The following is a 24,268-nucleotide window of genomic DNA, read 5'->3' as shown; positions in this document are numbered from 1 at the left end:
ATGCTTAGCTTGGACCGTTTAACACCCCGAATGATCGTCGAACACCTCGATAAATATATTGTGGGACAGCATCAAGCCAAAAAGGCGATTGCCGTTGCCCTGCGCAACCGCTACCGCCGCTCACTTTTACCTGAGAGTGTCAGAGAAGATGTGATCCCAAAAAATATTCTGATGATTGGACCGACTGGTGTCGGTAAAACCGAAATTGCCCGCCGCATTGCAAAGCTGACCGGTGCTCCTTTCATCAAGGTAGAAGCAACCAAATTCACCGAAGTGGGCTATGTAGGCCGAGATGTGGAATCCATGGTCCGCGACCTGATCGAAACCGCAATCCGTATGGTGAAGACCGAAAAGATGGAAAAAGTCCAAGACCGTGCTGAAAAGCTGGCCGAGGAAGCGATCGTTGAGATCTTGGTTCCGTCGAAAAAGCAAAACAACAATGCGTTCAAGAACCCGTTTGAAATGCTGTTCTCAGGCAATCAACAGCAACCAAACAACAACTATGAGCCAGAAGACACCAACATCGAACAGAAACGCAGACAAGTAGCCTTCCAGCTTGCTTCCGGCTCACTTGAAGATCAGCAGATTGAGATCGATGTGGATGATCAGGCACAGCCGATGCTAGATATGTTCCAGATTCCTGGTGCAGAGCAGATGGGCAACCAAATGCAGGATATGCTGGGTAACCTGTTGCCGAAGCGCACCAAGAAAAGAAAATTGGCGATCAAGGAAGCTCGTAAGGTATTAATTCAACAAGAAGCACAAAAACTGGTAGATATGGATGAGGTTATTTCGGAATCCATCTCCAGAGCGGAGCAATACGGTATCATCTTTATTGATGAGATCGACAAGATTGCCGGTAAAGATAACCGCGGTCCAGACGTATCGCGCGAAGGGGTGCAACGCGATATCCTTCCGATCGTAGAAGGCTCCACGGTTATGACCAAATACGGTCCGATCAAAACAGACTACATGCTGTTTATCGCAGCAGGTGCGTTTCATATCGCGAAGCCGTCTGACTTGATCCCGGAATTACAGGGGCGCTTCCCAATCCGTGTCGAGTTGACCAGCTTGAAGGTGGAAGATTTTGTCCGAATTTTGACAGAGCCGAAAAACGCGCTGATCAAGCAATATGTCATGCTGCTTGAAACAGAAGGCGTGAAGGTCGATTTTACGAATGAAGCGATCCACGAGATTGCCCGCCTCGCTGAAGAGGTGAACCAATCGACAGACAATATCGGGGCCAGACGCTTGCATACGCTCCTTGAGAAGCTGCTGGAGGAACTCTCTTTTGAGGCTCCGGACATTCACCTGGAGGTTGTAAATATCACGCCTGAATATGTATCAGATAAACTAGGTGGAATCGTTAAGAACCGCGATTTAAGCCAATATATTTTATAGAGCATCGATAGAAATGACTGGATTGTCAGGAGGAAAGAAAACCATGGATTTACTTAACAAAACAAGACGAATTAACCGAATGCTGCAGAAGTCAGCCGGTCATGCGGTTAACTTTACAGAAATGTCCCAAGTCCTCAGCGACGTAATTGAGGCAAACATTTTTATCCTCAGCCGTAAAGGTAAGCTTCTCGGTTATGCGATTCACCAAGAGATCGATAACGAACGCATCCGCAAAATGCTCGAAGAACGCCGTTTTCCAGAAGAGTATTCCAGCAACCTGCTCAAGGTTGACGAGACTTCTGCCAACCTTGACGTAGACAGCCCATACACCGCATTCCCAATCGAGATGAAAGAGGTATTCCGTACCGGTTGGACCACCATTGTTCCCATTATCGGGGGTGGGGATCGTCTTGGTACATTGATCCTCGCCCGTGTCAACAATCAGTTCGTAGAAGATGACCTGATCCTCGCTGAAGTAGGTGCAACCGTAGTCGGTATGGAGATCCTCCGTGAGCGCTCTGAAGCGATTGAAGAAGAAGCACGCAGCAAAGCGGTTGTACAAATGGCTATCGGCTCACTTTCTTATAGTGAATTGGAAGCAGTTGAGCACATCTTCCAAGAGTTAGAAGGGAAAGAAGGCCTACTCGTAGCATCCAAAATCGCTGACCGTGTAGGAATTACCAGATCAGTAATAGTGAACGCACTCCGTAAATTGGAAAGTGCAGGTGTAATTGAGTCCCGTTCACTTGGGATGAAGGGTACATTCATTAAAGTTCTTAATGAAAAATTATTACCAGAACTAGAAAAATTAAAAACCTCATAGGCAGGCATTTTCGCCGTACGCCACCATAACATAGATAGGGTGAAGCGATAGCTTTGCCCTATTTTATTATTGGATTTATTAACAAATTGATGAATATATTACGTTTTCTAATTCAACGGTAATATTTACTTCCGCTTATGGCTCTGAGGAAGCATTTTCCAAAGTGGAACTAAGCCTGTAGTTATGCGGTTTCAGAGGACTTAAGACTTTTGTAACAATTTACCTAGTTCCATAAGATAGGGCTTTATTCGTGAAAATGTTTCTGTTATGATTAATCGTGTTAAGTGTCGAATAAGCAGGAAAAGCATATGCGATTGAAGAAAGAGATGTGCAAAGTGGGGGGGAGAAACGTTGCTTAATACCAATCAATTGCGATTATTAGAACGTTCTTTGGACGTTGCCACGCTTCGACAAAGAACGATAGCAAATAACATTGCTAATGCAGACACCCCTCATTTCAAGAGCAAGCAGGTCGTGTTTGAAGACCTCCTGCAGCAAGAGATGAACGGGACTGCTAGTAAATTCGTTCCATATACGACAGATAGCAGACACTTGCAGATGGGTAAAGGTACTGGCCAATCAGTCCTATCGCCTCAAATCGTATCGAATCCCAGTACGATGATGCAAAACAACGAGAATAACGTCGATATCGAATATGAGATGAGTCAGCAGGCAAAAAACCAAATTTGGTACAATGGTCTCGTTCAAATGACGAACGGCTATTTCACCAAGCTGAAGAGTGTAATTGAAGGTGGAGGGAGGTAGTAAAAGATGAGTTTGTTTCGAGGGATTGATACGAGCACGTCAGCGTTAACAGCCAACCGCCTTCGATTGGATACGATTGCAGCTAACATTGCCAATGCCAATTCGACCCGTGCCAAGATGGTGGATGGTGTTTGGCAGCCTTATCGCCGTAAAATGGTAGAAATTTCTCCAAAATCCAATGATTCATTTGACAGCGTACTGCAGGCAGCGATCGGAAATGTCGCGCAAACGAAACCTGAGCAGGGTGTACGCGTAACAGGAATCAAGGAAGACAACACCCCGTTTAAACGGGTGTTTGATCCTGATCATCCAGACGCAGACGGCGAAGGTTATGTATACTTGCCTAACGTAGATGTGATGAAAGAGATGGTCGACATGATCTCTGCATCCCGTGCCTACGAGGCCAACGTAACCGTCATGAATGCATCGAAGGCAATGATGATGAAAGCACTTGAAATCAATGGTAGATAAGGAGTAATCCCACATGGAAATTAGCCGTCTTGGAAAAATTGCCGTTCCACAACCATTGGCCACTCCTACAGCTACTCCGGCACAGACAGCAGAGTCCTTCTCTAAGTTTTTGTCAGAAGCAGTTGATAACCTGAATGCGTCACAAGCAGAGTCCGAGACACTCGGCAAAAAGTTTGCGGCAGGGCAAGTGGAAGATGTGCATCAAGTAATGGTGGCAAGTCAAAAAGCTTCGCTCATGCTGTCAATGACGATGCAGGTACGAAATAAAGTAATCGAATCCTACCAAGAAATCATGCGTATGCAGGTATAATGATTTTGGTATTCCTCGGCGAGGTGAAACATGAACGAACGTCTAGCCTTATATAGAGACCAGATAAGAGGTTTTTGGGACCGTTTTACAACCAGACAAAAGATGATGATCGGTGCCATTGCAGCTTTCGTTACGATTGCCCTGGGTCTCTACATATACTTCGCCTCTCAACCTGTGTACGTTCCTCTGTATGATCAAAGGTTGAGTGAGCAGGAGATCGGGTCAATTAAAGCAGAGCTGGATGCCCAGCAAATCCCGTATCGGATCACTGGCAACGGTACAGGCATTGAAGTACCGCAAGTTCAGGCACAGGATATTATCGTTGATCTTGCTTCCCAAGGCATCCCGAAAGAAGCGGGCATCAGTTCCGAAATATTCAGTAACAGCAGTGGATTCGGAATTACGGACCGTCAGTTCGATGTCATCAAAAAAGACGCATTACAGACAGAAATCAAAAAGATGCTGGAGCGGGTGCGTGGCGTAACCAACGCACAAGTAATCCTGACCCAACCGGAAGAAGGCATCTTTGTCACCGATGAGAAACAAGAATCAACCGCTTCTGTTATCGTAGATATCGAACCGGGCATGCGTCTCAATGAACAACAAATCCGGGCCTTGTACTATATCGTATCAAGAAGTGCAGAGAAGCTCCCGATTGAGAACATCACGATTACAGACCAATATTCCAACCCGCTTGAGCTGTCCGACAGTGGGTCAGAATCCGGCGGTACGCTTAATGCTTACGAACAGCAGGCAAAAATCAAATCCGAAGTGGAAAAGAAGATTCAACAGAACCTTTACAATCTTCTTGGAACCATCATGGGGCGGGATAAAGTACAAGTTCTTGCTACCGTAGAGATGAACTTCGCGAAAGAAAACCGCGTAGAGAACCTTGTTGAACCTGTAGATAAGGAGAATAACGAGGGGATCATTATCAGTGCGGAAAAACTGTCTAAAACGTTTTCCGGCCAAGGGGCTGTTCCAGGAGGGGCTGCGGGAACCGGCGACAATCAGGTTCCGGGTTATCCAGGCACTGAGGAAGGTGGCACCAACAGCCAATATGAGGAGCTTACGGACCGTGTAAACCGTGAAGTGAACCGTATTACCAGAAACGTTACAGAAAGTCCGTATCAAATCAAAGATATTTCCATTAGCGTAGGGGTAGAGCCGGTTAACGGCGCCACACTTGATGATGCAACTAGTGAAAACATCAAAAATGTGCTGCGTAACGTCGTCCGTGTCACTCTGAGTGATAAAGAAGTAACACCAGAAGAACTGGATCAACGTATTACTGTATTTGCACGACCATTCTCCGGTAAAGTTGTTGCCGAAGAGCAGACTGGTTTGAGCCCAACCTTGCTGTACGGTGCGGGTGCATTGGCATTGCTTGCGATTGGTGCGGTTGCTTTTGTTCTGATGCGCCGTCGTCGTCAACAACAGGAATTGGAAGAAGAGATTCCCGATCTACCAGCTCCGCGACCATTTGAAATACCAGAACTTGAATCCGATGAAAATACAGACGATGTCATTGTTCGCAAACAATTAGAGAAGCTAGCCCGTACAAATCCTGATGAATTTGTTGTGCTGTTACGCACGTGGCTAGCAGAAGATTAAGGAGTGAGGATAGATGGCTCGTGCTAAAGAATTAACGGGCCGGCAGAAGGCTGCGATTCTCCTTATCTCGCTAGGCCCCGACGTTTCGGCCCAGGTATTTAAGCATCTGCGCGAAGATGAGATCGAGCAGATGACTCTGGAGATCGCCAACGTCAGAAAGGTCGATCATGAGGAGAAGGGTAAAGTTCTGTCTGAATTCCATCAGATTGCGGTAGCGAAAGAAGTTATCGCACAAGGCGGTATCACCTACGCCAAGGATATCCTTGAAAAAGCGCTTGGTGCGACCAAAGCGATGGATATCATCAATCGCCTGACTGCCAACCTGCAAGTCCGCCCGTTTGACTTTGCACGTAAGGCAGACCCAAGCCAAATTTTAAACTTTATTCAAAACGAGCACTCTCAGACGATTGCGCTGGTACTCGCTTATTTGGAACCGACTCAGGCTGCGATGATCCTCTCAGCATTACCACAGGACCGTCAGGCTGACGTCGCAAAGCGGATCGCTATGATGGACAGTACGTCTCCAGAAGTGATCGCACAGGTAGAACAGGTTCTCGAGCAGAAGCTCTCTGCTACTGTGACGCAAGACTATACGCAAGCAGGTGGTATTGAAGCAATCGTGAATGTCCTCAACGGTGTTGACCGCAGTACAGAGCGCACTATTTTGGACTCTCTCGAAATTCAAGACCCAGAGCTTGCCGAAGAAATCAAAAAGCGTATGTTCGTATTCGAAGATATTGCTACGCTCGACAACCGTTCCATTCAGCGTGTCATCCGCGATGTCGAGAATGCAGACCTTATGCTCTCGCTTAAAGTGGCGAGTGAAGAAGTACGCGAAACGATCTTCCGTAATATGTCCAAACGTATGGCGGAAACCTTCCGTGAAGAGATGGAATTCATGGGACCGGTTCGTTTGCGTGATGTTGAGGAAGCACAGTCCCGCATTGTTGCCACCATTCGTCGTCTAGAAGAGGCTGGTGAGATCATCATCGCCCGCGGCGGAGGAGATGATATCATTGTCTAGAGTCTTCAAAGCTTCTTCTTATTCACAGTCAGAAGAGAAGGTTGTTCTTCAGGTGAAAGCTTCACCTATACAGACGGGTGCAGGTTTCAATAAGTTGCAAGAAAATGTGCATCCAGCTGTAGAAAGTGCAGAAGCCGAGGCGCAGACCATTTTGCAAGATGCTGAAGAGATGGCACAACGGATCATGGAAGAAGCAGGCCGGCAGGCGGAAGAACTGAGACAACAGGCGATGCGCGAGATCGAGGCCTGGCAGGAGCAAGCACGTCAGGAGGCGGAGCAAGCCGCCCAAGAGATCTTTGCAGAAGCACAGGAGCAAGGAATGGCGCACGGCATAGAGCTTGGCCGCCAAGCTGCGATTGAAGAACAGATGCAACATGTGACAGAGGCGAGAGAGGTTCTTCAAAGAGCATATGTCGAAAAGGAAAGAATTATTGCTCAGGGTGAACCTTTTTTAGTGGAACTAAGTACTCAAATTGCTAAGAAAATTATCGGTGATGAGATTTCACAAGCACCTGATAAAGTTCTGGAAATGGCGCGAAATGTGTTGCGGCGTTCCCGTCTTCATGGACAGATTACCCTTTGCGTCAATCATCGTTACTTCTCTTTTATAGAAGAGCATCGTGAACAATTGCTGGCTTTGCTTGATGGTCAGGCCGAATTGTCCATTTACCCGGACTATGGCGTGGCTGATGAAGGCTGTGTGATTCGGACACTGCTCGGCAGTGTTGACGCGCGAATTGATACGCAGCTCAGTGAGATCAAACAGGTCTTGCTCGATCTTGCGCGAGGAAGTGAAGCAAATGGCCTCTCTTAATATCGAGAAATATTTGCAAACCCTGCAAACGATGGACCCTGTGCGCATCAACGGAAAAGTGACACAAGTAGTTGGACTTACTGTTGAGTCACAGGGACCGGAAGCGAAACTGGGCGAAGTATGTCTGATCTACTCCCAGCATAATCAAGAGCCGATTATGGCGGAGGTCGTCGGCTTTCGTGATAACAAGGTGCTCTTGATGCCGCTGGGGGAATTATCATTCATCGGACCGGGTTGTGATGTGGTGGCGACAGGCAAACCGCTTACAGTCAAGGTAGGACCGGAAATTCTCGGCAGTGTGCTCGATGGGCTGGGAAGGCCGTTGACAGGTGCTCCTGTTCCTTTTGGTTTGACGGAATATCCAACCAACAATATGCCGCCTAATCCGCTCTTACGTCCCCGGATTGTCGAGCCACTCAGCGTAGGTGTTCGCGCGATTGACGGTCTGCTCACCATCGGGAAAGGGCAGCGTGTCGGTATCTTTGCCGGTTCTGGTGTAGGTAAGTCCACCCTGCTTGGGATGGTTGCCCGGAACACCAAGGCAGATATCAACGTGATTGCGCTGATTGGGGAGCGTGGGCGTGAGGTCATGGAGTTTATCGAGAAGGATTTAGGGGAAGAAGGACTGAAGCGCTCCGTTGTAATCGTGGCCACTTCAGACCAGCCTGCGATGATCCGGATCAAAGCATCCATGATCGCCACTTCGATTGCGGAGTATTTCCGTGACCGTGGTCTCAACGTGATGCTGATGATGGACTCGGTGACCCGTTTTGCCATGGCACAGCGTGAAGTGGGATTGGCGATTGGTGAACCGCCTGCGACCCGTGGTTACACGCCATCCGTATTTGCCCTGTTGCCAAAGCTTCTGGAGCGTGCAGGTACAGCAGACAAAGGAAGTATCACCGCATTCTATACCGTGCTGGTTGACTCTGATGACATGAATGACCCGATCGCCGATGCGGTGCGTGGTATTCTCGACGGGCATATTGTCCTCGACCGGAAAATCGCACAAAAGGGACATTTCCCAGCGATTGATATCCTGCAAAGCGTTAGCCGTGTCATGAATGAGATCAGCAGTGATCAGCATCTGGATGCGGCCCGTACTCTCAAACGATATATGGCTACCTTTAAGGAAGCTGAAGATTTAATCAACATCGGAGCTTATAAGATGGGCTCTAACCGCGAGATTGATACAGCAATCCGCTACCGTGAACTCATCCGCGAGTTCACTGCGCAAGGAACTCACGAACCGTCTGAGATTGTTACCACGGTGAAAGCCTTAACCGCCCACTTCGGAGGTGTCCAATAAGAATGAAAAGCTTTCGTTTTCATTTGCAAAAGGTCTTGGATTTGAAAGAAAAAGAGACTGAACAGGCACAATGGGCGTTTGGTAAATCAGTCCAACGCAAAGTAGAGGAAGAAAACAGACTCTATGAGCTGGCGGAGCATCGTGAGAAGATAACCGAATCCATGGTTCAGGTCCAGGCTCAACCGATCAGTGCTGCACAACTTCTCGAACTCAACCGCTACCGTCTGGCTGTTGACCGTCAAATCCACAGCCAGAAAATCACGTTGGTCGGATGTGAACAAGAGGTGGAGCGTTGCCAGACGAAGCTCCATTCTCATATGCAAGAGTCACAGCTCTGGCAGAAGCTCAAGGATAAAGCCCAAGAGACTTTTGAAGAAAACCAAAAAAGTCGTGAGCAAAAAGAGTTGGACGAAATCGGGATTACGCGTTACTGGCGCAAGGAGAACCGGGGATGAAAGGAGGCTCACCTATGGAAGAGGTCCAAGAGGAAAGGGAATATAGCAAGCTAGAATGGTTTTTTTACATGATTTTGATACCGGCACTTTTCGCAAGCCTCTTGGCGGGGGTGCTGCTTAGCCTACTCGGTATTGATGTGATCGGTAAAGCTCTCGATATCGGCAACTCGATTCCTTTTGTAGAAAAAGTACTGCCTGACCGCTCAGCCGAGAATGGTGCGGACGAAGCGAAAAACGTCCAAAACGAACTGGCGAAAGCACAAAGCGATGTGATCAAGAGCAAGCAGGCCGCATCCGACCTGCAGGAAGAAGTAGCGAAGAAAGAATCTACGATCATTGCGATGCAGAAGCAGATCAGTGAACTGCAAAAAATGATGGAAGAGAAGCGCACCGGTGATGAAGAGCGCCAGAAGCAGTACGCAGACCTTGCCAAAATGTATGGCTCGATGTCAGCGAAGAACGCTGCCGCCATCGTATCGAACTTGTCTAATGAAGAAGCGGTAGCCGTGATGTCCAAGATGAAGCTGGACCAGCGCGCACTGATCCTCGAGAAGATGGACCCGAAAAAAGCGGCGGATATCTCCATCTTGATTAAGGATACCACCGTAGACAAGGACGACGATATTGCCGCCCTTCAACAACGTGTACAAATCTTATCCAAAGCACTCAGCGATACGCGCTCCAGCTCCTCAACTGGCACAAACAACTTGGTAGACACCTTCGGACAAATGGCTCCTGAAGATGCTGGGAAAATTATTACCACGCTGACAGAGACGAATCAACAAAGAGCAGTTTCAATTCTTGCAGGATTGGGAAATGATAAAAGAGCACAAATTCTTTCTGCCATTTCCAAAGAAAAGCCTGAGATTGCTGCTCGTCTGACGAGTGTGTTGCCCCGGTAAGTGGTAACAACTGCTTACCGTTTTTTATAGCAACAAATCGATAGCCATGAGGAGGTGACGACATGAACGTATCTAATCTGATGGGGCAAGTCCAGGCACAACCAGGACTCGTTACGACTGGTGCAGGCACACAAGCCACAGTCGGTCAAGGAACACCGGCAGGACTCTTCGCTTTGACGATGGGGAATGCACTGCTCACTCTTGAGGCGCAACCGGAACTGATTCAAGAGCTCCCACAAGGAGTGAATCCGGAAGACATTCAGGAGATGGGTGATCTGCTGGCGTTGCTTGGAGCGATGTTGGCTGGCACTATGCAGGAGACCCAGGTTGAGCAGGTACAGGTTCAGGAGAATGGGAAGACACTTTCTGTTGAAGAGGTTAGTCAGAATTTTGTCGGTAAACTGACACAATTACTCGGCTCACTCAAGCAGGATACTCCACAGCATGCACAAGCGGCTGAACTGGCCCGTGCATTCAACGAACTGGTGCAAAACACGGCAACAGACAAAACAGAACAAGGCGTCAAGCTCGTCAAGCAAGCGACTGATTTTCTGGCTCAGTTCGGTGCGGTAGTAGATGAAGTGGAGACTACTGTGACCAAAGAAAACAAGATCCAGGCGCCATGGGGTGCGAAGGCATTTGCCGTCGTGAACCCACAGCAAGTCCAGACCGCAGCAGTGGATTCCAAACAGGATATCACACCTGTACAATCCATGCGAGTCAACCGTGCACTTTCCATGTACCAGGCGGAGACACTGACCGTCAAGCAGACGCTTACCAACCAAGTGGATCTGACTGCTCAGACCGCCACTGGATTGGAAGGCATCGAAGGCAACAATCAAGGCCAAGCCAACACGGTGACGAATCTGTCTGTGGCGAATCAGCAGACCAATGCCACTGTACAGCAGGCAGCACAAGGATACAACGTGCGGGCTGATCAGTTTGGGCAAGAAGTATCAGATGTATTCGTCCGTCAGATGAAAGTGAATGGACTCTCTGGTGTAACCGAAACGAAGCTGATCCTGCATCCACAGGCACTTGGTCAGGTACATGTCAAGATTACCGCTGAGAACGGCGTGATTACCGCTCACTTCGTCGCGGATAACGCATCGTCCAAGGACATCATTGACAACCAACTGTCCCAACTCCGTACAGCGCTCGTACAGCAAGGTCTGACGGTTGATAAGCTGGAAGTATCACATCAACCGCAAAACCAGCAGCAACAGCAGCCATTCGATATGAACGGCCAACGAGAGCAGACACGTGATCAAGCCCAACAACAGCAGAACCAACGTCAACAAGATGAAACAACAGACAACTCTTTTGATGCCGTCATGCAAACGACACAAGTTACCGCCACATCCCGCGGCAACATTGACGTCACTCTGTAAGCGGCGGACAGGAAAGGAGGACCCTGATGAATCAACAGTTTCGGGTGGGCCAGACTTACTTTCCTTCACGACCACACGGCGTAACCAAGCAGCCTCAGAATCCCCAGACGGTACAAAAGCCGTTTGATGACTGGTTGCATGAATCTCTAAAAACGAATCCGGCCAAGACCCAAGCGATCAGCTTTAGCCAACATGCATTAAACCGTCTCAAAGAACGTGGAATTCAGCTGGGTGAAGCTGAACTCGCACGATTGGAAGGCGGAGTCAAGAAGGCTGCAGGCAAAGGCGCTCGGGAATCTCTCATCTTGATGGACAATGTCGCTTATGTTGTCAGCATTACCAACCGCAAAGTGATCACCGCGGTGGATGATGCCAACATGAAGGACAACGTTTTTACTAACATTGACAGCGCCGTATTTGTGTAATGGGCCGGACCTCCATTGAGGAAGCCCTTTGATTACTGACCGATTGACGTAATCAACAACAAAATGATCGAGGGGGATTTCATCCATGTTACGTTCTATGTACTCTGGTATTTCGGGTATGAAAGGTTTCCAAACCAAGCTTGACGTAATCGGTAACAATATCGCTAACGTGAACACCGTAGGCTTCAAAAAGAGCCGCGTGATGTTCCAAGACATCCTGAACCAAAACATCTCTGGTGCTTCCGCTCCTACTGGTGACGGAATCGGTGGTGTGAACCCGAAACAAGTAGGTCTTGGCGTACAGACCGCATCCATCGACGTCGTACACTCTCCGGGTAGCCCGATGACGACCAACCTCATCTCTGACCTTTCGATCGAAGGTGACGGTTTCTTCATCGTCAGCCCATCCCAAGATGGTGAAGCAAGATACCTCACCCGTGCAGGTAACTTCACCCGCGACGCTGACGGTTTCCTTGTAAATGCACAAGGGATGTATGTTTTGGACAGTGGCGGGGCGCCAATCCAAATCTCCCGTGAAGAGTTCGTTTCTTACTCCATCGGCCGTAACGGTTCGATCAACAAAACCGATGCTGCAGGTGTAACCACGGTTGACCAGACAATCGGGATGTTCACCGTATCTAACCCAGGCGGTCTGAAAAAAATCGGCGGTTCCCTGTTTGAGATGACGACCAACGCCAACCCAGGCGGCGCGACAGAAGTAGAACCAACTGACCCGACAACAGCTTCCAGCACCATTGTTTCCGGTACATTGGAAATGTCCAACGTAGATCTGACTGAAGAATTTACCGAAATGATCGTAGCACAACGCGGTTTCCAAGCAAATTCTCGTATTATCACCACTTCTGACAGCATTCTTGAAGAACTCGTGAATCTGAAACGATAATAATCGCGGATAACGGCTGGGGGATGGTGGGTACATCCATCACTCCCCCTCCCAAATCCCGGAAGGAGTAGCGGATGATTGAAGTAACTCGTTTTAATGGTGGAAAAATATTTTTGAATGCTGCACATATCGAGTTGGTCGAAGCGACTCCGGACACGATTATCACGCTGACAAACGGAAAGAAATACATCGTGAAAGAGAATGCCCAAGAGGTAGCTGGACGCGTTGCCACTTTCTATCAAACGTTAAATGTAGCTACTGTCATTCCACGTCCGTCTGGCGAATCCAAAGAATAGCGGGAGGCTTACGATGTTTAAAAATAAACTTTTCAACATGGCACTCATTATCATCATTGCCATCTCCTTATTAGGTGTGGTCGCTTTCTTCCTGTGGAATTACATGGATCAATCCTCCGCAGGACATGAAGTGGAAAAAGAGGTTCCTGTGCTTACCGCAGAGGAAATGGCTGAATACACCGTAGATACGGGTGAGATCACCACCAACCTCATGTCTAACAGCTATATCATTGTGCGTTACAGTATCACTGCTGACAACGCAGACACCAAAGAAGAGCTGACCAAACGACTTCCACAAGTCAACCAAATCATTATTAAGACCCTTGCCGGCCTGACCTCAGAAGATATAAAAGGGACGGAAGGGATTAATAAGCTGGAAGCGAAGATCATGAACGAAATTAGCGCAATTTTAGAAGATGGTAAAATCGTTCAGGTCATCACGACCAAGTTTACAAAAGGGTAGAAAAGTGCGCTGGGACGCGCATGTAAAGTGTGAGGGAAATGTTTGAAATCGTTTTACCACATTTCGAGTATTGTTCCGAGAGTCATTTCCGTTTTTAATTACATAGTAGGGGGAGGTGACCGAAATGGCCGAGGTACTCTCACAAAGTGAGATCGATGCCTTGTTAGCGGCACTATCATCTGGTGAGATGGACGCTAACGAGCTGAAGAAAGAAGACACCGAAAAGAAAGTAAAAGTATACGACTTCAAACGAGCGCTGCGGTTCTCCAAGGACCAAATACGAGGCTTGACACGGATTCATGAAAACTACGCCCGACTACTGACCACGTACTTTTCAGCTCAGCTTCGAACCTTCGTGCAGATCACTGTCGCCTCTGTTGACCAGTTGCCATATGACGAGTTTATCCGCTCGATTCCAAAGATGACGATCCTCAATATATTTGAAGCGCCCCCTTTGGAAGGCCGAATGGTACTGGAAGTGAATCCGAACATTGCATATGCGATGTTGGATCGATTGCTAGGGGGACAAGGCACAATCCCAGAAAAAATGGGAGCTTTAACGGAAATCGAAACGACCGTAATGGAACGTGTTTTCAGTAAAGCGCTTGACAGTTTTCATGAAGCCTGGAAACAAGTGATTGAGCTTGATCCACTGCTGGAAGTTCTAGAGATGAATCCACAATTCATGCAGATCGTCTCTCCCAATGAAATCGTAGCAGTTATCTCATTCAGTACAAAAATCGGTGAGACGACCGGTATGATCAACCTGTGTCTGCCACACGTCGTACTCGAACCGATCATGCCAAAATTATCTGGTCAATACTGGTTCGCTTCACAACGAAAAGTGAGGGATGCCAGTGAACGACTTCGCTTGGAAGAACGAGTCAAGACAGCCAAATTGCCAATCGTTGCTGAACTGGGGACGGGTACGATTACCGTCGGTGAGTTCTTGAGTTTGACACAAGGTGATGTCATCCAACTCGACCAAGGAATCGACAACATGTTGAAGGTCAAAGTGGGTGACCGGCTCAAATTCTTGGGTCAGCCGGGCACAATGAAAGGCCGAGTCTCGGTTCAGGTTGACCAGATCGTTGAGGAAGGAGAGGAGAACAATGAGTAGGGATATGTTATCTCAAGACGAAATAGATGCATTGCTTCGAGCGAATAATCTGTCTGGCGATGACGAGCAAGAAGTAGACTTAGATGTCTCCAGCTACCTCTCGCCATTTGAACAAGATGCCCTCGGTGAAATCGGAAATATCACATTCGGCAGTGCAGCAACCGCTTTGTCCACGTTGCTTAGCCAAAAGGTAGATATCACCACACCGAAAGTATCGATCGTAAGCCGCGCCCAGCTGGAATCCGAGTTTCCACGTCCTCACGTAGCGATTCACGTTGAGTATACGGACGGCTTTCAGGGGATCAACCTCTTGGTCATCCGTGTTGACGATGCTGCTGTCATCGCCGACCTGATGATGGGGGGAACAGGGAAACCAGAGACCACAGACCTTTCTGAACTGCACCTGAGTGCGGTACAAGAAGCGATGAACCAAATGATGGGTTCTGCTGCGACTTCCATGTCTACGATCTTCAACCAATTCGTAAATATCTCACCACCTGGTATCGATATGATGGATCTCGCATCAGGGCAGGGTGAGCACAATATCCCAGATGGAGACATTCTGGTGAAGATCTCCTTCCAGCTCAAGGTAGGGGAGCATGGAGAGTTGATTGACTCTCAAATCATGCAGCTTCTTCCTGTAGAGTTTGCGAAGCAGATGATCGATATGCTGATGGGCACAGGTTCTTCTGACGCTACCCATGATTCTGCTCAGATGTATGAAGAACCGATTCCACAAGCTTCAGCTTCCATTCCAGAACCGGCTCCTGTACCGCAACACCAGCCAGCAGCCGCTCAACCGCAACAGGCTCAGCCACAGATGGCTCCACCGGCCGGATATGATCCATATGGTCAGCCACCAGCAGGTTATCCTCCACAAGGTCAACCGGCAGGCTATCCACCATACCCGCCGTATCCATATCCACCGTATCCATACCCGCCACAATATCAACAGCCGCCTGTCCAACAGGCACCACAGCATTTTGGCGGTTACGGTTCCCAACCGAACCAAGCAAGCGTCAAACCTGCTCAGTTCTCTCCATTAGGTGCAGGTAGCTTGTCTGCTGGTGACGAACAAAACCTTGGTCTGCTGCTCGATATCCCGCTTCAAGTAACGGTAGAATTGGGCCGCACCAAGAAACTTATTAAAGAGATCCTGGAACTTTCCGCAGGTTCCATCATTCAGCTTGACAAACTGGCAGGTGAGCCTGTCGATATTCTCGTTAACAACAAGCTCGTTGCAAAAGGCGAGGTAGTCGTCATCGATGAGAACTTCGGGGTTCGTGTCACTGACATCATCAGCCAGTGGGATCGCGTACAAAAACTGCAATAAAACCAAACATCATTATGTATCTATTTTGTTAAGGGAGGAACCACCCCATGTCCAACAAAGTACTAATCGTAGATGACGCTGCATTCATGCGTATGATGATCAAAGAAATCCTGACCAAAAACGGTTACACCGTGGTAGGCGAAGCAAGCGACGGTGCACAAGCTGTTGAGAAGTACAAAGAATTGGGTCCGGACTTGGTGACTATGGACATCACCATGCCTGAAATGGACGGGATCACCGCTCTGAAAGAAATCAAGAAGCTTGATGCTAATGCCCGTGTAATCATGTGCTCCGCGATGGGCCAACAAGCGATGGTTATCGACGCAATCCAAGCTGGCGCAAAAGACTTCATCGTAAAACCATTCCAAGCTGATCGCGTAATCGAAGCGATTAAGAAAACATTGGGATAATTCCATCCATGACATTTCATAAAGCAGGAGTCAAGTACGTCTGGATTTTTTGCGCCATCATGCTTCTTGTTGGATTAACTCCTATGAAGAGCTATGCACAAGTCGGATCTAACAGCCAAGGCTCAGCCTATGACGCCATTATGCAGAACTCGCCACAGACACCGGCAGCCGATCAGACAAAATCCACTGTGACCGAAAATGCTCCTGCGGAATCAGTTAAGTTGCCAGGGAGTAATACACCCAGCATGTGGGGCTTCTTGCTCCAGGTTGTATTCTCCTTGGGAATTGTGATTCTCCTCATCTATCTGGTACTGCGTTTCTTATCCAAACGTCAGATGGGTGGTGGACTTCGCCAAAGCGGTCCATTCAAGATGATCGGTGGTGCTCCGCTTGGGAATAACAAATCAGTCCAAATCGTCAAAATTGGAGAAGCCTTGTACGTCCTCGGTGTAGGGGAAAACATTCAGCTTCTGCGACATATCCCTGCTGGCGATGAGGTCGATCTGATCCTTGCCGATGCCGAAATCAAGCCGGACAACGAAAACCCGTTGGAGGGCTTGCTTGGCATGTTGCGGGGCAAAAAAACGCAGGAGACTACGGAGTTTACCCTGCGTGAGGAAGCGAGCGGTTCTTTCGAAGAATTGCTGGAAAAGCAATGGGACGAGGTAAAGCTTACGGATAATCCAGATGGTCGATGGGATAATGGGCAAGACCGCAACAAAGGAGCGAAATCATGAAAAAGACGCTGCTGAAAACTCTACTCATGGTTGCCGTTCTACTGATGATTCCGACATTTGTCCACGCCGCTCCAAGCACAGCAGGAGCCAACGACCTGATACCTAACATCGACATCCAGATTGGCGGCGGAGGAGAAAGCAACCCAGAACAGGCATCCAGTTCGGTTCAACTTCTTCTCCTCTTCACCGTTTTATCGATTGCCCCAGCCATTCTTTTGTTGATGACATGTTTTACCCGGATTATTGTCGTTCTTTCATTTGTCAGAACTGCGTTGGCCACACAGCAGATGCCGCCGAACCAAGTGTTGATTGGGATTGCCTTGTTCATGTCATTCTTTATTATGGCTCCGACGTTCACTCAAGTGAACACCGTAGCCATACAGCCGTATATGGCAGGCAAGATCACCCAGGAGCAGGCGTTTGATAAAGGGGTTGTCCCTTTGAAAACCTTCATGCTCAAGCAGACGCGGGAAAAGGATTTGGCTCTGTTTCTTGGCTATATGAAAGCAGAAAAGCCAAAGAAAATCGAAGACGTATCACTTCTGGCCTTGGTTCCGGCCTATGCCATTAGTGAGCTGAAGACCGCTTTTCAGATTGGCTTTATGATCTTTATACCATTCCTTGTGATCGACATGATCGTATCAAGTGTTCTGATGGGTATGGGTATGATGATGCTGCCGCCTGTTATGATTTCATTGCCGTTTAAGATCCTCCTGTTCATCATGGTTGACGGCTGGTATCTCATCGTGAAGTCGCTCTTACTAAGCTTCTAGGAGGGTTTTTATGACTTCAGATCTAGTTTTACAGATTGCCCAGGGAACGGTTTATACGATTTTGATTGTCACAGCACCTGTGCTCGGCATCGGTCTTTTGGTCGGTCTGTTAGTCAGTATCTTTCAGGCGACCACACAAATCCAAGAACAGACACTGGCATTTATTCCGAAGATTGTTGCTATTTTTCTCGGTCTCTTATTTTTCGGACCGTGGATGCTGCAGACAGTGGTTGAGTTCACTGCTGAGATCTTTGGTAATCTTCACAAGTTTGTGGGGTAGGCGATGTTACAGTTGATCCAAGCCTATCTTCCAGTGTTTCTGTTGGTGTTTGTGAGACTTTCTACGTTTATCGTCTCGGCGCCGATCTTTTCGATGCGCGGAGTGCCGAACCAGTTCAAAATTGGCTTTGCGTTCATGATGGCAATCATCAGTTTCTCTTATGTAAAGGTGCAGACAGCGATTCCTCTCGATCTCATGTTTACCGTATATGTGATCAAAGAAGCGCTGATTGGACTGATGCTCGGATTTCTAATCACCATGTTTTTCAACACCGTCCGCGTAGCGGGTGGACTTATGGATATGCAGATGGGCTTCGCAATGGCAAACGTGATGGACCCGGCAACAGGGGCCTATGTACCGATTACCGGACGTTTCAAGGATATTCTCGCGACGCTCTATTTTTTTAGCATCAATGGGCATCATCTGATGATCAAAGGGATTCTCATGAGCTACCAGACGATCGCAGTCGATAAGATGTGGGTGCCGATCGAGAGCGGAGAAGTCTTCGCATTCGTGACGCAAGCCTTTTCTCACATGTTCCTGAGTGCCTTCCTGATTGCAGCACCAATCGTTGTGGCTTTGTTTCTCGTAGACCTCTCTTTAGGTATTATCGCCAAAACAGTGCCACAGTTTAATATTTTTGTAGTAGGTTTACCGATTAAAATATTTGCCAGTTTTGTCATGCTGATTGTCGTGATGCCTGTCTTCTTCGTGGTGATCAGTGGATTGTTCGAAAAAATGTTCCTCGCCATGTCGGAGATGATGAAGCTTCTGGGAGGCTAGAGATGAACCAACAACGTTTTTTATTCCCAGTAGACCTGCAATACTTCAATGGTGAAAAGACCGAAAAAGCGACCCCACATAAACGTCAGGAATCCCGTAAAAAAGGTCAGGTGGCCAGAAGCGCGGATATCGCTCCGGCGTTTGTCGTAACCCTGATCTTTTTACTGTTATTGATCGGTGGCTCGTGGATGTTCGAATCAATGCTTGCGATCATGCGTGAATCGCTGAGCACCTATACCTTGTGGGAAGTTAATCCCGAGAACCTTGGCCGGTTGACATTACAATTAAGCGTAGCGGCCTTAAAGATCGTTGGTCCGATTCTGGGAGTAAGCTTCCTGATCGCGTTGTTTGCCAACTACATGCAGGTGGGCGTACTGTTCTCCACGGAGCCCTTGATGATGAAGCTGGAAAAGATCAACCCGATTGAAGGCTTCAAGCGGATTTTCTCCATGCGCTCGATTGCGGAGCTGTTCAAATCCATACTGAAGATTTCGACGTGCTGTATCGTAGCGTATCAGGTGCTCTGGAGTGCCAAGGATCAGATTCCGAGTCTGGCGCTGATGTCAGTCGCAGAGATCCTGTCATTTGCCGGCTGGCTGATTGTAAAAGTGGGGATCGCCATCGGTGTCGTTCTGATTGTGCTTGGTATTTTGGACTATCTCTATCAACGCTATGAGTACGAAAAAAACCTCCGCATGTCAAAGCAAGATATTAAAGACGAGTATAAAAAAATGGAGGGTGACCCCCTCATTAAAAGTAAGATCAAAGAGCGTCAACGCGCCATGGCGATGCGACGCATGATGCAAGAAATTCCCAAAGCTGACGTGGTAATCACCAACCCGACGCACTATGCGGTTGCCATCCGCTATGTAGCCGGGGAGATGGCGGCACCGATGGTTATCGCCAAAGGGCAGGATTTTATTGCTCTAAAGATCAGGGAGATTGCCAAACAGCATCATATCGTAACCATGGAAAATAAGCCTTTGGCACGGGCTTTATATAGTCAAGTTGAAATTGGCCAGTCCGTCCCCGAAGAAATGTTTAAAGCCGTCGCAGAAGTCTTGGCATATGTCTACAAGCTTCGCGGTAAGGTGAAATAACGAGAAGGAGGAGTCAAAGTGGGAGGAAGAGAATTAGGCGTCATCTTATTCGTTCTCAGCATTATCGTCACCATGGTTATTCCCATGCCACCTGCACTCCTTGACATTTTACTCGTGCTTAATATCTCCCTTTCTTTGACAATCCTGCTTGTCTCGATGAATACAAAGGAAGCCTTGCAGTTCTCGATCTTTCCAACGTTGCTGTTGATTACTACCCTGTTTAGGCTTGCACTAAACGTATCGACCACACGTAACATCCTCTCACACGGGGAAGGTGGTAAGGTAATCGAGGCATTCGGTAACTTCGTGGTAGGGGGCAGCCCTGTCGTTGGTTTTGTCGTTTTCCTGATTCTCATCATCATCCAGTTCATCGTCATCACCAAAGGTTCAGAGCGTGTCGCAGAGGTGGCAGCACGCTTTACCCTCGATGCGATGCCAGGTAAACAGATGAGTATCGACGCAGACCTCAATGCGGGGATGATCACCGACCAAGAGGCACGTCAACGTCGTCAAAAGATCGAACGTGAAGCTGACTTCTACGGGGCGATGGACGGTGCGAGTAAATTCGTAAAAGGTGACGCGATCGCCGGTATCATTATTTTTATCGTCAACATCATTGGTGGTTTTATTATCGGGGTCGCGATTCATGATCTCGGTTTTATGGAAGCTCTTTCCCGTTTTACCCTGTTATCCATCGGTGACGCACTGGTGAGCCAGGTTCCGGCCCTGCTGATCTCGACAGCGACCGGTATTATTGTGACCCGTGCGAACTCGGAAGGCGGTTTGGGGAAAGATATTACCGATCAGATTATGCTGTTCCCAAAATTGCTCTATGTCGTAGCGATTGCCATGGCTCTGCTTGGGATCCTGACACCAATCGGCTTTTTCGCGACCGTGCCTGTAGCACTGCTTCTCGCTTATGCCGCATGGAGAATGCTCCAGAAGCAGAAGTCCGAACTGGCTGTTACGATGGAGCAGGAAGAGGAGCAACAGATCGAGGAAGTACGCAGTCCAGAGAGCGTGGTCAATCTGTTGCAGGTCGACCCGATCGAATTCGAGTTCGGTTATGGCTTGATTCCGCTGGCTGACGTGAAGCAGGGTGGAGACCTGCTCGACCGTGTCATCATGATCCGCAGACAATGTGCGCTTGAATTGGGGCTGGTTGTACCTGTTATTCGCATCCGCGATAACATCCAGCTTCGTCCGAACGAATACGTCATCAAAATCCGCGGCAACCAAGTCGCCAAAGGTGAGATTCTCTTAGATCATTACCTGGCGATGAGTCCGGGGTTTGAAGATGATACGGTTGTTGGGATTCCGACCACAGAACCTGCGTTTGGATTACCTGCATTATGGGTATCAGAAGATAATAAGGAGATCGCAGAGTTGTCTGGATATACCGTCGTCGATCCGCCGTCTGTCGTGGCTACGCACTTGACCGAAGTGATCAAGCGTCACGCACACGAGCTATTGGGCCGCCAAGAGACACGTGCACTGATCGACAATGTCCGTGAGGTAGCGCCAGTCCTCGTCGACGAGCTGATTCCATCGACTCTCTCCATTGGTGATGTACAAAAAGTCTTGCAGAAGCTGCTCAAGGAAAAAGTATCTGTGCGCAATCTGCAAGTCATCTTGGAGTCCCTTGCCGATCACGCGGTCTTCACCAAAGACCCCGATATCCTGACCGAGTATGTGCGTGCCGGTCTTGCCCGTCAGATTACGTTGCAATACACCGAACCGGGTCAGCCGTTGCGCGTCATCACCGCAGGTCCAGGATTAGAAAAAGCAATCTCCGAACGCATTGAGCAGTCTGAGCAGGGAAGCTATCTGGCGATGGACCCGGAAACTTCGCAGCTGATCTTTGAAAGCATGTCTGAGCAAGTCAACAGAATGGTGACCCTTGGACAACAGCCTGTCGTCCTGTCGTCACCTGCGATCCGCATGTACCTTCGTCAACTCATGGAACGCATGATGCCGGATGTACCCGTTCTGTCTTACAGTGAACTAGAACCACATGTTGAAGTGCAAAGTGTAGGGGTGGTGAATCTCTAATGAGAGTCAAGCGATATGTTGTCGATTCGATGCCGGATGCACTCGAAAAAATCAGGCTCGAATTGGGGAAAGATGCAATCATCCTGAATACCAAGTCTGTGAAAACAGGTGGATTCCTTGGACTCTTCAGCAAGCAGAAGATCGAGGTAATCGCAGCGGTTGACCCCAAAGCAAGTGAAGCGCCTCCTGCTGAACCTACCATCGCGCCGCAACGGCCTAAGGTGGCTCCAAGCTCAGCAGTGAAAAAAGCGTATCAACAAGCACCGGTGGCACGTACCGTTGAGCCTGGTACTGTGCAGGGGCAAGGTTTTGAACAGGCCCTTGCGACACAGACGGTCTCCGTACAGGAGCGGGGAGCATCTACTGCGGTAGCGAGCCCCCCGATTCAACAGACGATGGTACAGGCGCCCCAAGAGCTGGATGTGAATGTTGCACAAGCCCCAGTGGCACAACCAGCACCTTCAGCGGAAGCACCTCGGACAGAAGCTGTTCTCCAGAACGCACCGATCCGCACAAGAGAAACGACGCCACGCTCATCCGGAGAGTTCAATGCGATTGCAAGCGAACTGAAGGATATGCGTGAGATGTTCCGTAAGCTGCTTTTGCTCAAACAGAACAGCGAAAACCTGCCGCCAGCCTTCATCGCGCTTCGTGACCGTCTGATCTTCCAGGAGGTGGAGGAGGAGATTGTCGCCAACGTGCTCAAGGAGATTCTGTTTCAGACCGATGATCCTTCGAAGATGACGGAAGAGGAAGTCATGGCATGTGCCAGAGGCATCCTCAGCGGCATGGTGGAAAAAGCAGTCAGCATCCCGCCCCGCATCCCAAGCACTGTCAAATACGCCTTTTTCTTCGGACCGACAGGGGTAGGCAAGACGACTACCATCGCCAAGCTGGCAGCCGAAACGATGATCAAAGAAAAGCGCAGAGTTGGTTTTATCACATCAGACACCTATCGGATCGCTGCTGTTGAGCAGCTCAAGACCTATGGGAATATCCTCAACGTACCGCTCGAAGTTGTCTTTTCCTCAAAAGAAATCGAGCAGGCGATGGAACGTTTGGCGGACTGCGACCTCATCCTGATTGATACAGCAGGTCGCAATTACCGCAATGATGAATATGTAGCCGGTATCAAGGAGTTCTTCCGACCAGGGGAGGCAAGTGAGAATTACCTCGTGCTCAGCCTAACCTCCAAGTACGACGATATGAAAGCAATTATCAACAACTTCGGTGCCTTTTCGATTACCAAAGTGATTTTCACGAAAGCAGATGAGACCGAGACCTATGGCTCGATTCTCAACGTCATCTCAGAATTTGGACTCAATTTATCCTATCTGACTACCGGGCAGAATGTTCCAGACGACATCGCCATTGCGACGACCGAGAAGATTGTTCATCTGATTTTAGGGGACAAATTATATGCATGATCAGGCGGAAAAATTACGGGCACGTTTTCAACAGAATCCGCTGTTAGGTGGCAAAAGAACCCGGTTAGTTGCAGTGACCAGTGGCAAAGGGGGCGTCGGCAAGTCCAACTTCTCGCTTAACTTTGCCTTGGGCCTGATGGAAAAGGGTCAGAAAGTCGTCATATTCGATATGGATATCGGATTGGCCAATATGGATGTACTGATGGGGGTTTCTCCTAAAAGACATCTTTTGAATCTATTGGAGACAAACAACTCTATATGGGATATTATTGAAAAAGGTCCAAATGATCTGGAATTCATTGCAGGGGGTTCGGGTTTTACCCAAATCCTGGATCTTGATGACGCTCAACTTTTCCATCTGTATGATGAACTTCAAGCTCTGCAGGGCTATGCAGATACGATTATTTTTGATACAGGAGCAGGAATATCCAAGGAGTCTCTTACTTTTATCCTATCATGTGATGAAGTACTTCTCGTGACGACTCCAGAACCGACCGCCATCACCGATGCTTATGCGGTAATCAAAATGATTCATTCCCGTAATCCGCACATGCCGATTCAATTGGTGATCAATCGGGTTTCCTCTCCGAAGGAAGGCAAACAAACGGCAGATAAACTGAGTATGGTTGCCAAGCGCTTTTTGGGCTTGGAGGTGTCCACACTTGGGTTTGTGTCTGACGATACCAATGTTTCCAATGCCGTCAAGCGTCAACGTCCCTTCCTGTTAGCGTATCCGCAGACCCGAGCATCGATTGGAATCCGCAGCTTGGTGGATGCGTACATAGGAAAGCACAGCGCTTTCGATCACGGATCAACCCCTGAGCCGACAGGCATGAGAGGTTTGCTGGCTAAGATGAAGAAGTGGTTGTAGGACACTGCACGAGGT

At 48.5% G+C, this 24,268-nt stretch carries 27 protein-coding genes; all 27 read left to right on the top strand.

From position 1 onward, the window contains the following. Entirely contained in the window at positions 1-1,401 is a 1,401-nt protein-coding gene (hslU, locus tag FGI41_RS05850; RefSeq protein ID WP_139488995.1) for an ATP-dependent protease ATPase subunit HslU, read from the top strand. A gap of 43 nt (positions 1,402-1,444) precedes the next feature. Beyond that, positions 1,445-2,224 (top strand): GTP-sensing pleiotropic transcriptional regulator CodY, encoded by a 780-nt coding sequence (gene codY, locus FGI41_RS05845; RefSeq protein WP_139488994.1) that lies wholly within the window; start codon positions 1,445-1,447, stop codon positions 2,222-2,224. A 351-nt stretch (positions 2,225-2,575) separates the two neighbouring features. Continuing rightward, a complete protein-coding gene (gene flgB / locus FGI41_RS05840) occupies positions 2,576-2,989 on the top strand; it encodes a flagellar basal body rod protein FlgB (RefSeq protein WP_139488993.1) in 414 nt (137 codons plus the stop codon). Positions 2,990-2,995: 6 nt separating this feature from the next. Continuing rightward, a complete protein-coding gene (flgC, locus tag FGI41_RS05835) occupies positions 2,996-3,460 on the top strand; it encodes a flagellar basal body rod protein FlgC (RefSeq protein ID WP_139488992.1) in 465 nt (154 codons plus the stop codon). 13 nt (positions 3,461-3,473) lie between these two features. Then, entirely contained in the window at positions 3,474-3,770 is a 297-nt protein-coding gene (fliE, locus tag FGI41_RS05830; RefSeq protein WP_139488991.1) for a flagellar hook-basal body complex protein FliE, read from the top strand. Between the two features lie 30 nt (positions 3,771-3,800). Next, positions 3,801-5,384, top strand: a complete 1,584-nt coding sequence (fliF, locus tag FGI41_RS05825; protein ID WP_139488990.1) for a flagellar basal-body MS-ring/collar protein FliF — start codon at positions 3,801-3,803, stop codon at positions 5,382-5,384. 13 nt (positions 5,385-5,397) lie between these two features. After that, the gene (gene fliG, locus FGI41_RS05820) at positions 5,398-6,408 is read left to right on the top strand and encodes a flagellar motor switch protein FliG (RefSeq protein ID WP_139488989.1); all 1,011 of its coding nucleotides are present in this window, start codon (positions 5,398-5,400) and stop codon (positions 6,406-6,408) included. Further along, positions 6,392-7,222, top strand: coding sequence for a FliH/SctL family protein (locus tag FGI41_RS05815; RefSeq protein WP_139488988.1), 831 nt, complete (start codon positions 6,392-6,394; stop codon positions 7,220-7,222). The genes fliG and FGI41_RS05815 overlap by 17 nt, the downstream gene beginning before the upstream one ends. Next, entirely contained in the window at positions 7,209-8,531 is a 1,323-nt protein-coding gene (gene fliI / locus FGI41_RS05810) for a flagellar protein export ATPase FliI (protein ID WP_139488987.1), read from the top strand. Before FGI41_RS05815 ends, fliI begins: the two co-directional genes overlap by 14 nt. A 2-nt stretch (positions 8,532-8,533) precedes the next feature. Next, positions 8,534-8,986, top strand: coding sequence for a flagellar export protein FliJ (gene fliJ / locus FGI41_RS05805; protein WP_139488986.1), 453 nt, complete (start codon positions 8,534-8,536; stop codon positions 8,984-8,986). A 14-nt stretch (positions 8,987-9,000) separates the two neighbouring features. After that, positions 9,001-9,888, top strand: coding sequence for a MotE family protein (locus tag FGI41_RS05800; protein WP_139488985.1), 888 nt, complete (start codon positions 9,001-9,003; stop codon positions 9,886-9,888). Positions 9,889-9,950: 62 nt separating this feature from the next. Continuing rightward, complete coding sequence (locus FGI41_RS05795; protein WP_139488984.1) at positions 9,951-11,279, top strand: flagellar hook-length control protein FliK; 1,329 nt, start codon at positions 9,951-9,953, stop codon at positions 11,277-11,279. A gap of 26 nt (positions 11,280-11,305) precedes the next feature. Continuing rightward, positions 11,306-11,704: a TIGR02530 family flagellar biosynthesis protein gene (locus FGI41_RS05790; RefSeq protein ID WP_139488983.1), complete on the top strand. Its 399-nt coding sequence runs from the start codon at positions 11,306-11,308 to the stop codon at positions 11,702-11,704. 85 nt (positions 11,705-11,789) lie between these two features. Beyond that, positions 11,790-12,608: a flagellar basal body rod protein FlgG gene (gene flgG, locus FGI41_RS05785; RefSeq protein ID WP_139488982.1), complete on the top strand. Its 819-nt coding sequence runs from the start codon at positions 11,790-11,792 to the stop codon at positions 12,606-12,608. Positions 12,609-12,682: 74 nt separating this feature from the next. Beyond that, the gene (locus tag FGI41_RS05780; RefSeq protein ID WP_139488981.1) at positions 12,683-12,904 is read left to right on the top strand and encodes a flagellar FlbD family protein; all 222 of its coding nucleotides are present in this window, start codon (positions 12,683-12,685) and stop codon (positions 12,902-12,904) included. Positions 12,905-12,917: 13 nt separating this feature from the next. After that, on the top strand, positions 12,918-13,367 hold the full coding sequence (locus tag FGI41_RS05775) for a flagellar basal body-associated FliL family protein (protein WP_139488980.1): 450 nt from the start codon (positions 12,918-12,920) through the stop codon (positions 13,365-13,367). Between the two features lie 124 nt (positions 13,368-13,491). After that, positions 13,492-14,487: a flagellar motor switch protein FliM gene (fliM, locus tag FGI41_RS05770; RefSeq protein ID WP_139488979.1), complete on the top strand. Its 996-nt coding sequence runs from the start codon at positions 13,492-13,494 to the stop codon at positions 14,485-14,487. Beyond that, positions 14,480-15,820 (top strand): flagellar motor switch phosphatase FliY, encoded by a 1,341-nt coding sequence (fliY, locus tag FGI41_RS05765; RefSeq protein ID WP_139488978.1) that lies wholly within the window; start codon positions 14,480-14,482, stop codon positions 15,818-15,820. The genes fliM and fliY overlap by 8 nt, the downstream gene beginning before the upstream one ends. Before the next feature lie 47 nt (positions 15,821-15,867). Further along, the gene (locus FGI41_RS05760) at positions 15,868-16,230 is read left to right on the top strand and encodes a response regulator (protein WP_139488977.1); all 363 of its coding nucleotides are present in this window, start codon (positions 15,868-15,870) and stop codon (positions 16,228-16,230) included. Between the two features lie 8 nt (positions 16,231-16,238). After that, positions 16,239-16,967 (top strand): flagellar biosynthetic protein FliO, encoded by a 729-nt coding sequence (locus FGI41_RS05755; RefSeq protein WP_139488976.1) that lies wholly within the window; start codon positions 16,239-16,241, stop codon positions 16,965-16,967. After that, positions 16,964-17,740 (top strand): flagellar type III secretion system pore protein FliP, encoded by a 777-nt coding sequence (gene fliP, locus FGI41_RS05750; RefSeq protein WP_139488975.1) that lies wholly within the window; start codon positions 16,964-16,966, stop codon positions 17,738-17,740. The genes FGI41_RS05755 and fliP overlap by 4 nt, the downstream gene beginning before the upstream one ends. A gap of 10 nt (positions 17,741-17,750) precedes the next feature. Next, positions 17,751-18,020 carry a flagellar biosynthesis protein FliQ gene (gene fliQ, locus FGI41_RS05745; RefSeq protein ID WP_139488974.1) on the top strand — a complete coding sequence of 90 codons (270 nt, stop codon included), beginning with the start codon at positions 17,751-17,753 and terminating at the stop codon, positions 18,018-18,020. 3 nt (positions 18,021-18,023) lie between these two features. Then, on the top strand, positions 18,024-18,803 hold the full coding sequence (gene fliR / locus FGI41_RS05740; RefSeq protein WP_139488973.1) for a flagellar biosynthetic protein FliR: 780 nt from the start codon (positions 18,024-18,026) through the stop codon (positions 18,801-18,803). A 2-nt stretch (positions 18,804-18,805) separates the two neighbouring features. Then, entirely contained in the window at positions 18,806-19,903 is a 1,098-nt protein-coding gene (gene flhB, locus FGI41_RS05735; protein ID WP_139488972.1) for a flagellar biosynthesis protein FlhB, read from the top strand. A gap of 18 nt (positions 19,904-19,921) precedes the next feature. Beyond that, the gene (gene flhA, locus FGI41_RS05730; protein WP_139488971.1) at positions 19,922-21,955 is read left to right on the top strand and encodes a flagellar biosynthesis protein FlhA; all 2,034 of its coding nucleotides are present in this window, start codon (positions 19,922-19,924) and stop codon (positions 21,953-21,955) included. After that, positions 21,955-23,382, top strand: a complete 1,428-nt coding sequence (gene flhF, locus FGI41_RS05725; protein ID WP_139488970.1) for a flagellar biosynthesis GTPase FlhF — start codon at positions 21,955-21,957, stop codon at positions 23,380-23,382. Before flhA ends, flhF begins: the two co-directional genes overlap by 1 nt. Beyond that, a complete protein-coding gene (locus FGI41_RS05720; RefSeq protein WP_139488969.1) occupies positions 23,375-24,253 on the top strand; it encodes a MinD/ParA family protein in 879 nt (292 codons plus the stop codon). Before flhF ends, FGI41_RS05720 begins: the two co-directional genes overlap by 8 nt. Positions 24,254-24,268: the final 15 nt, after the last annotated feature.

Source organism: Brevibacillus dissolubilis (assembly GCF_006170445.1).
Classification (GTDB): Bacteria; Bacillota; Bacilli; order Brevibacillales; family Brevibacillaceae; genus Brevibacillus_B; species Brevibacillus_B dissolubilis.
This window is presented reverse-complemented; position numbering and strand designations above follow the sequence as displayed.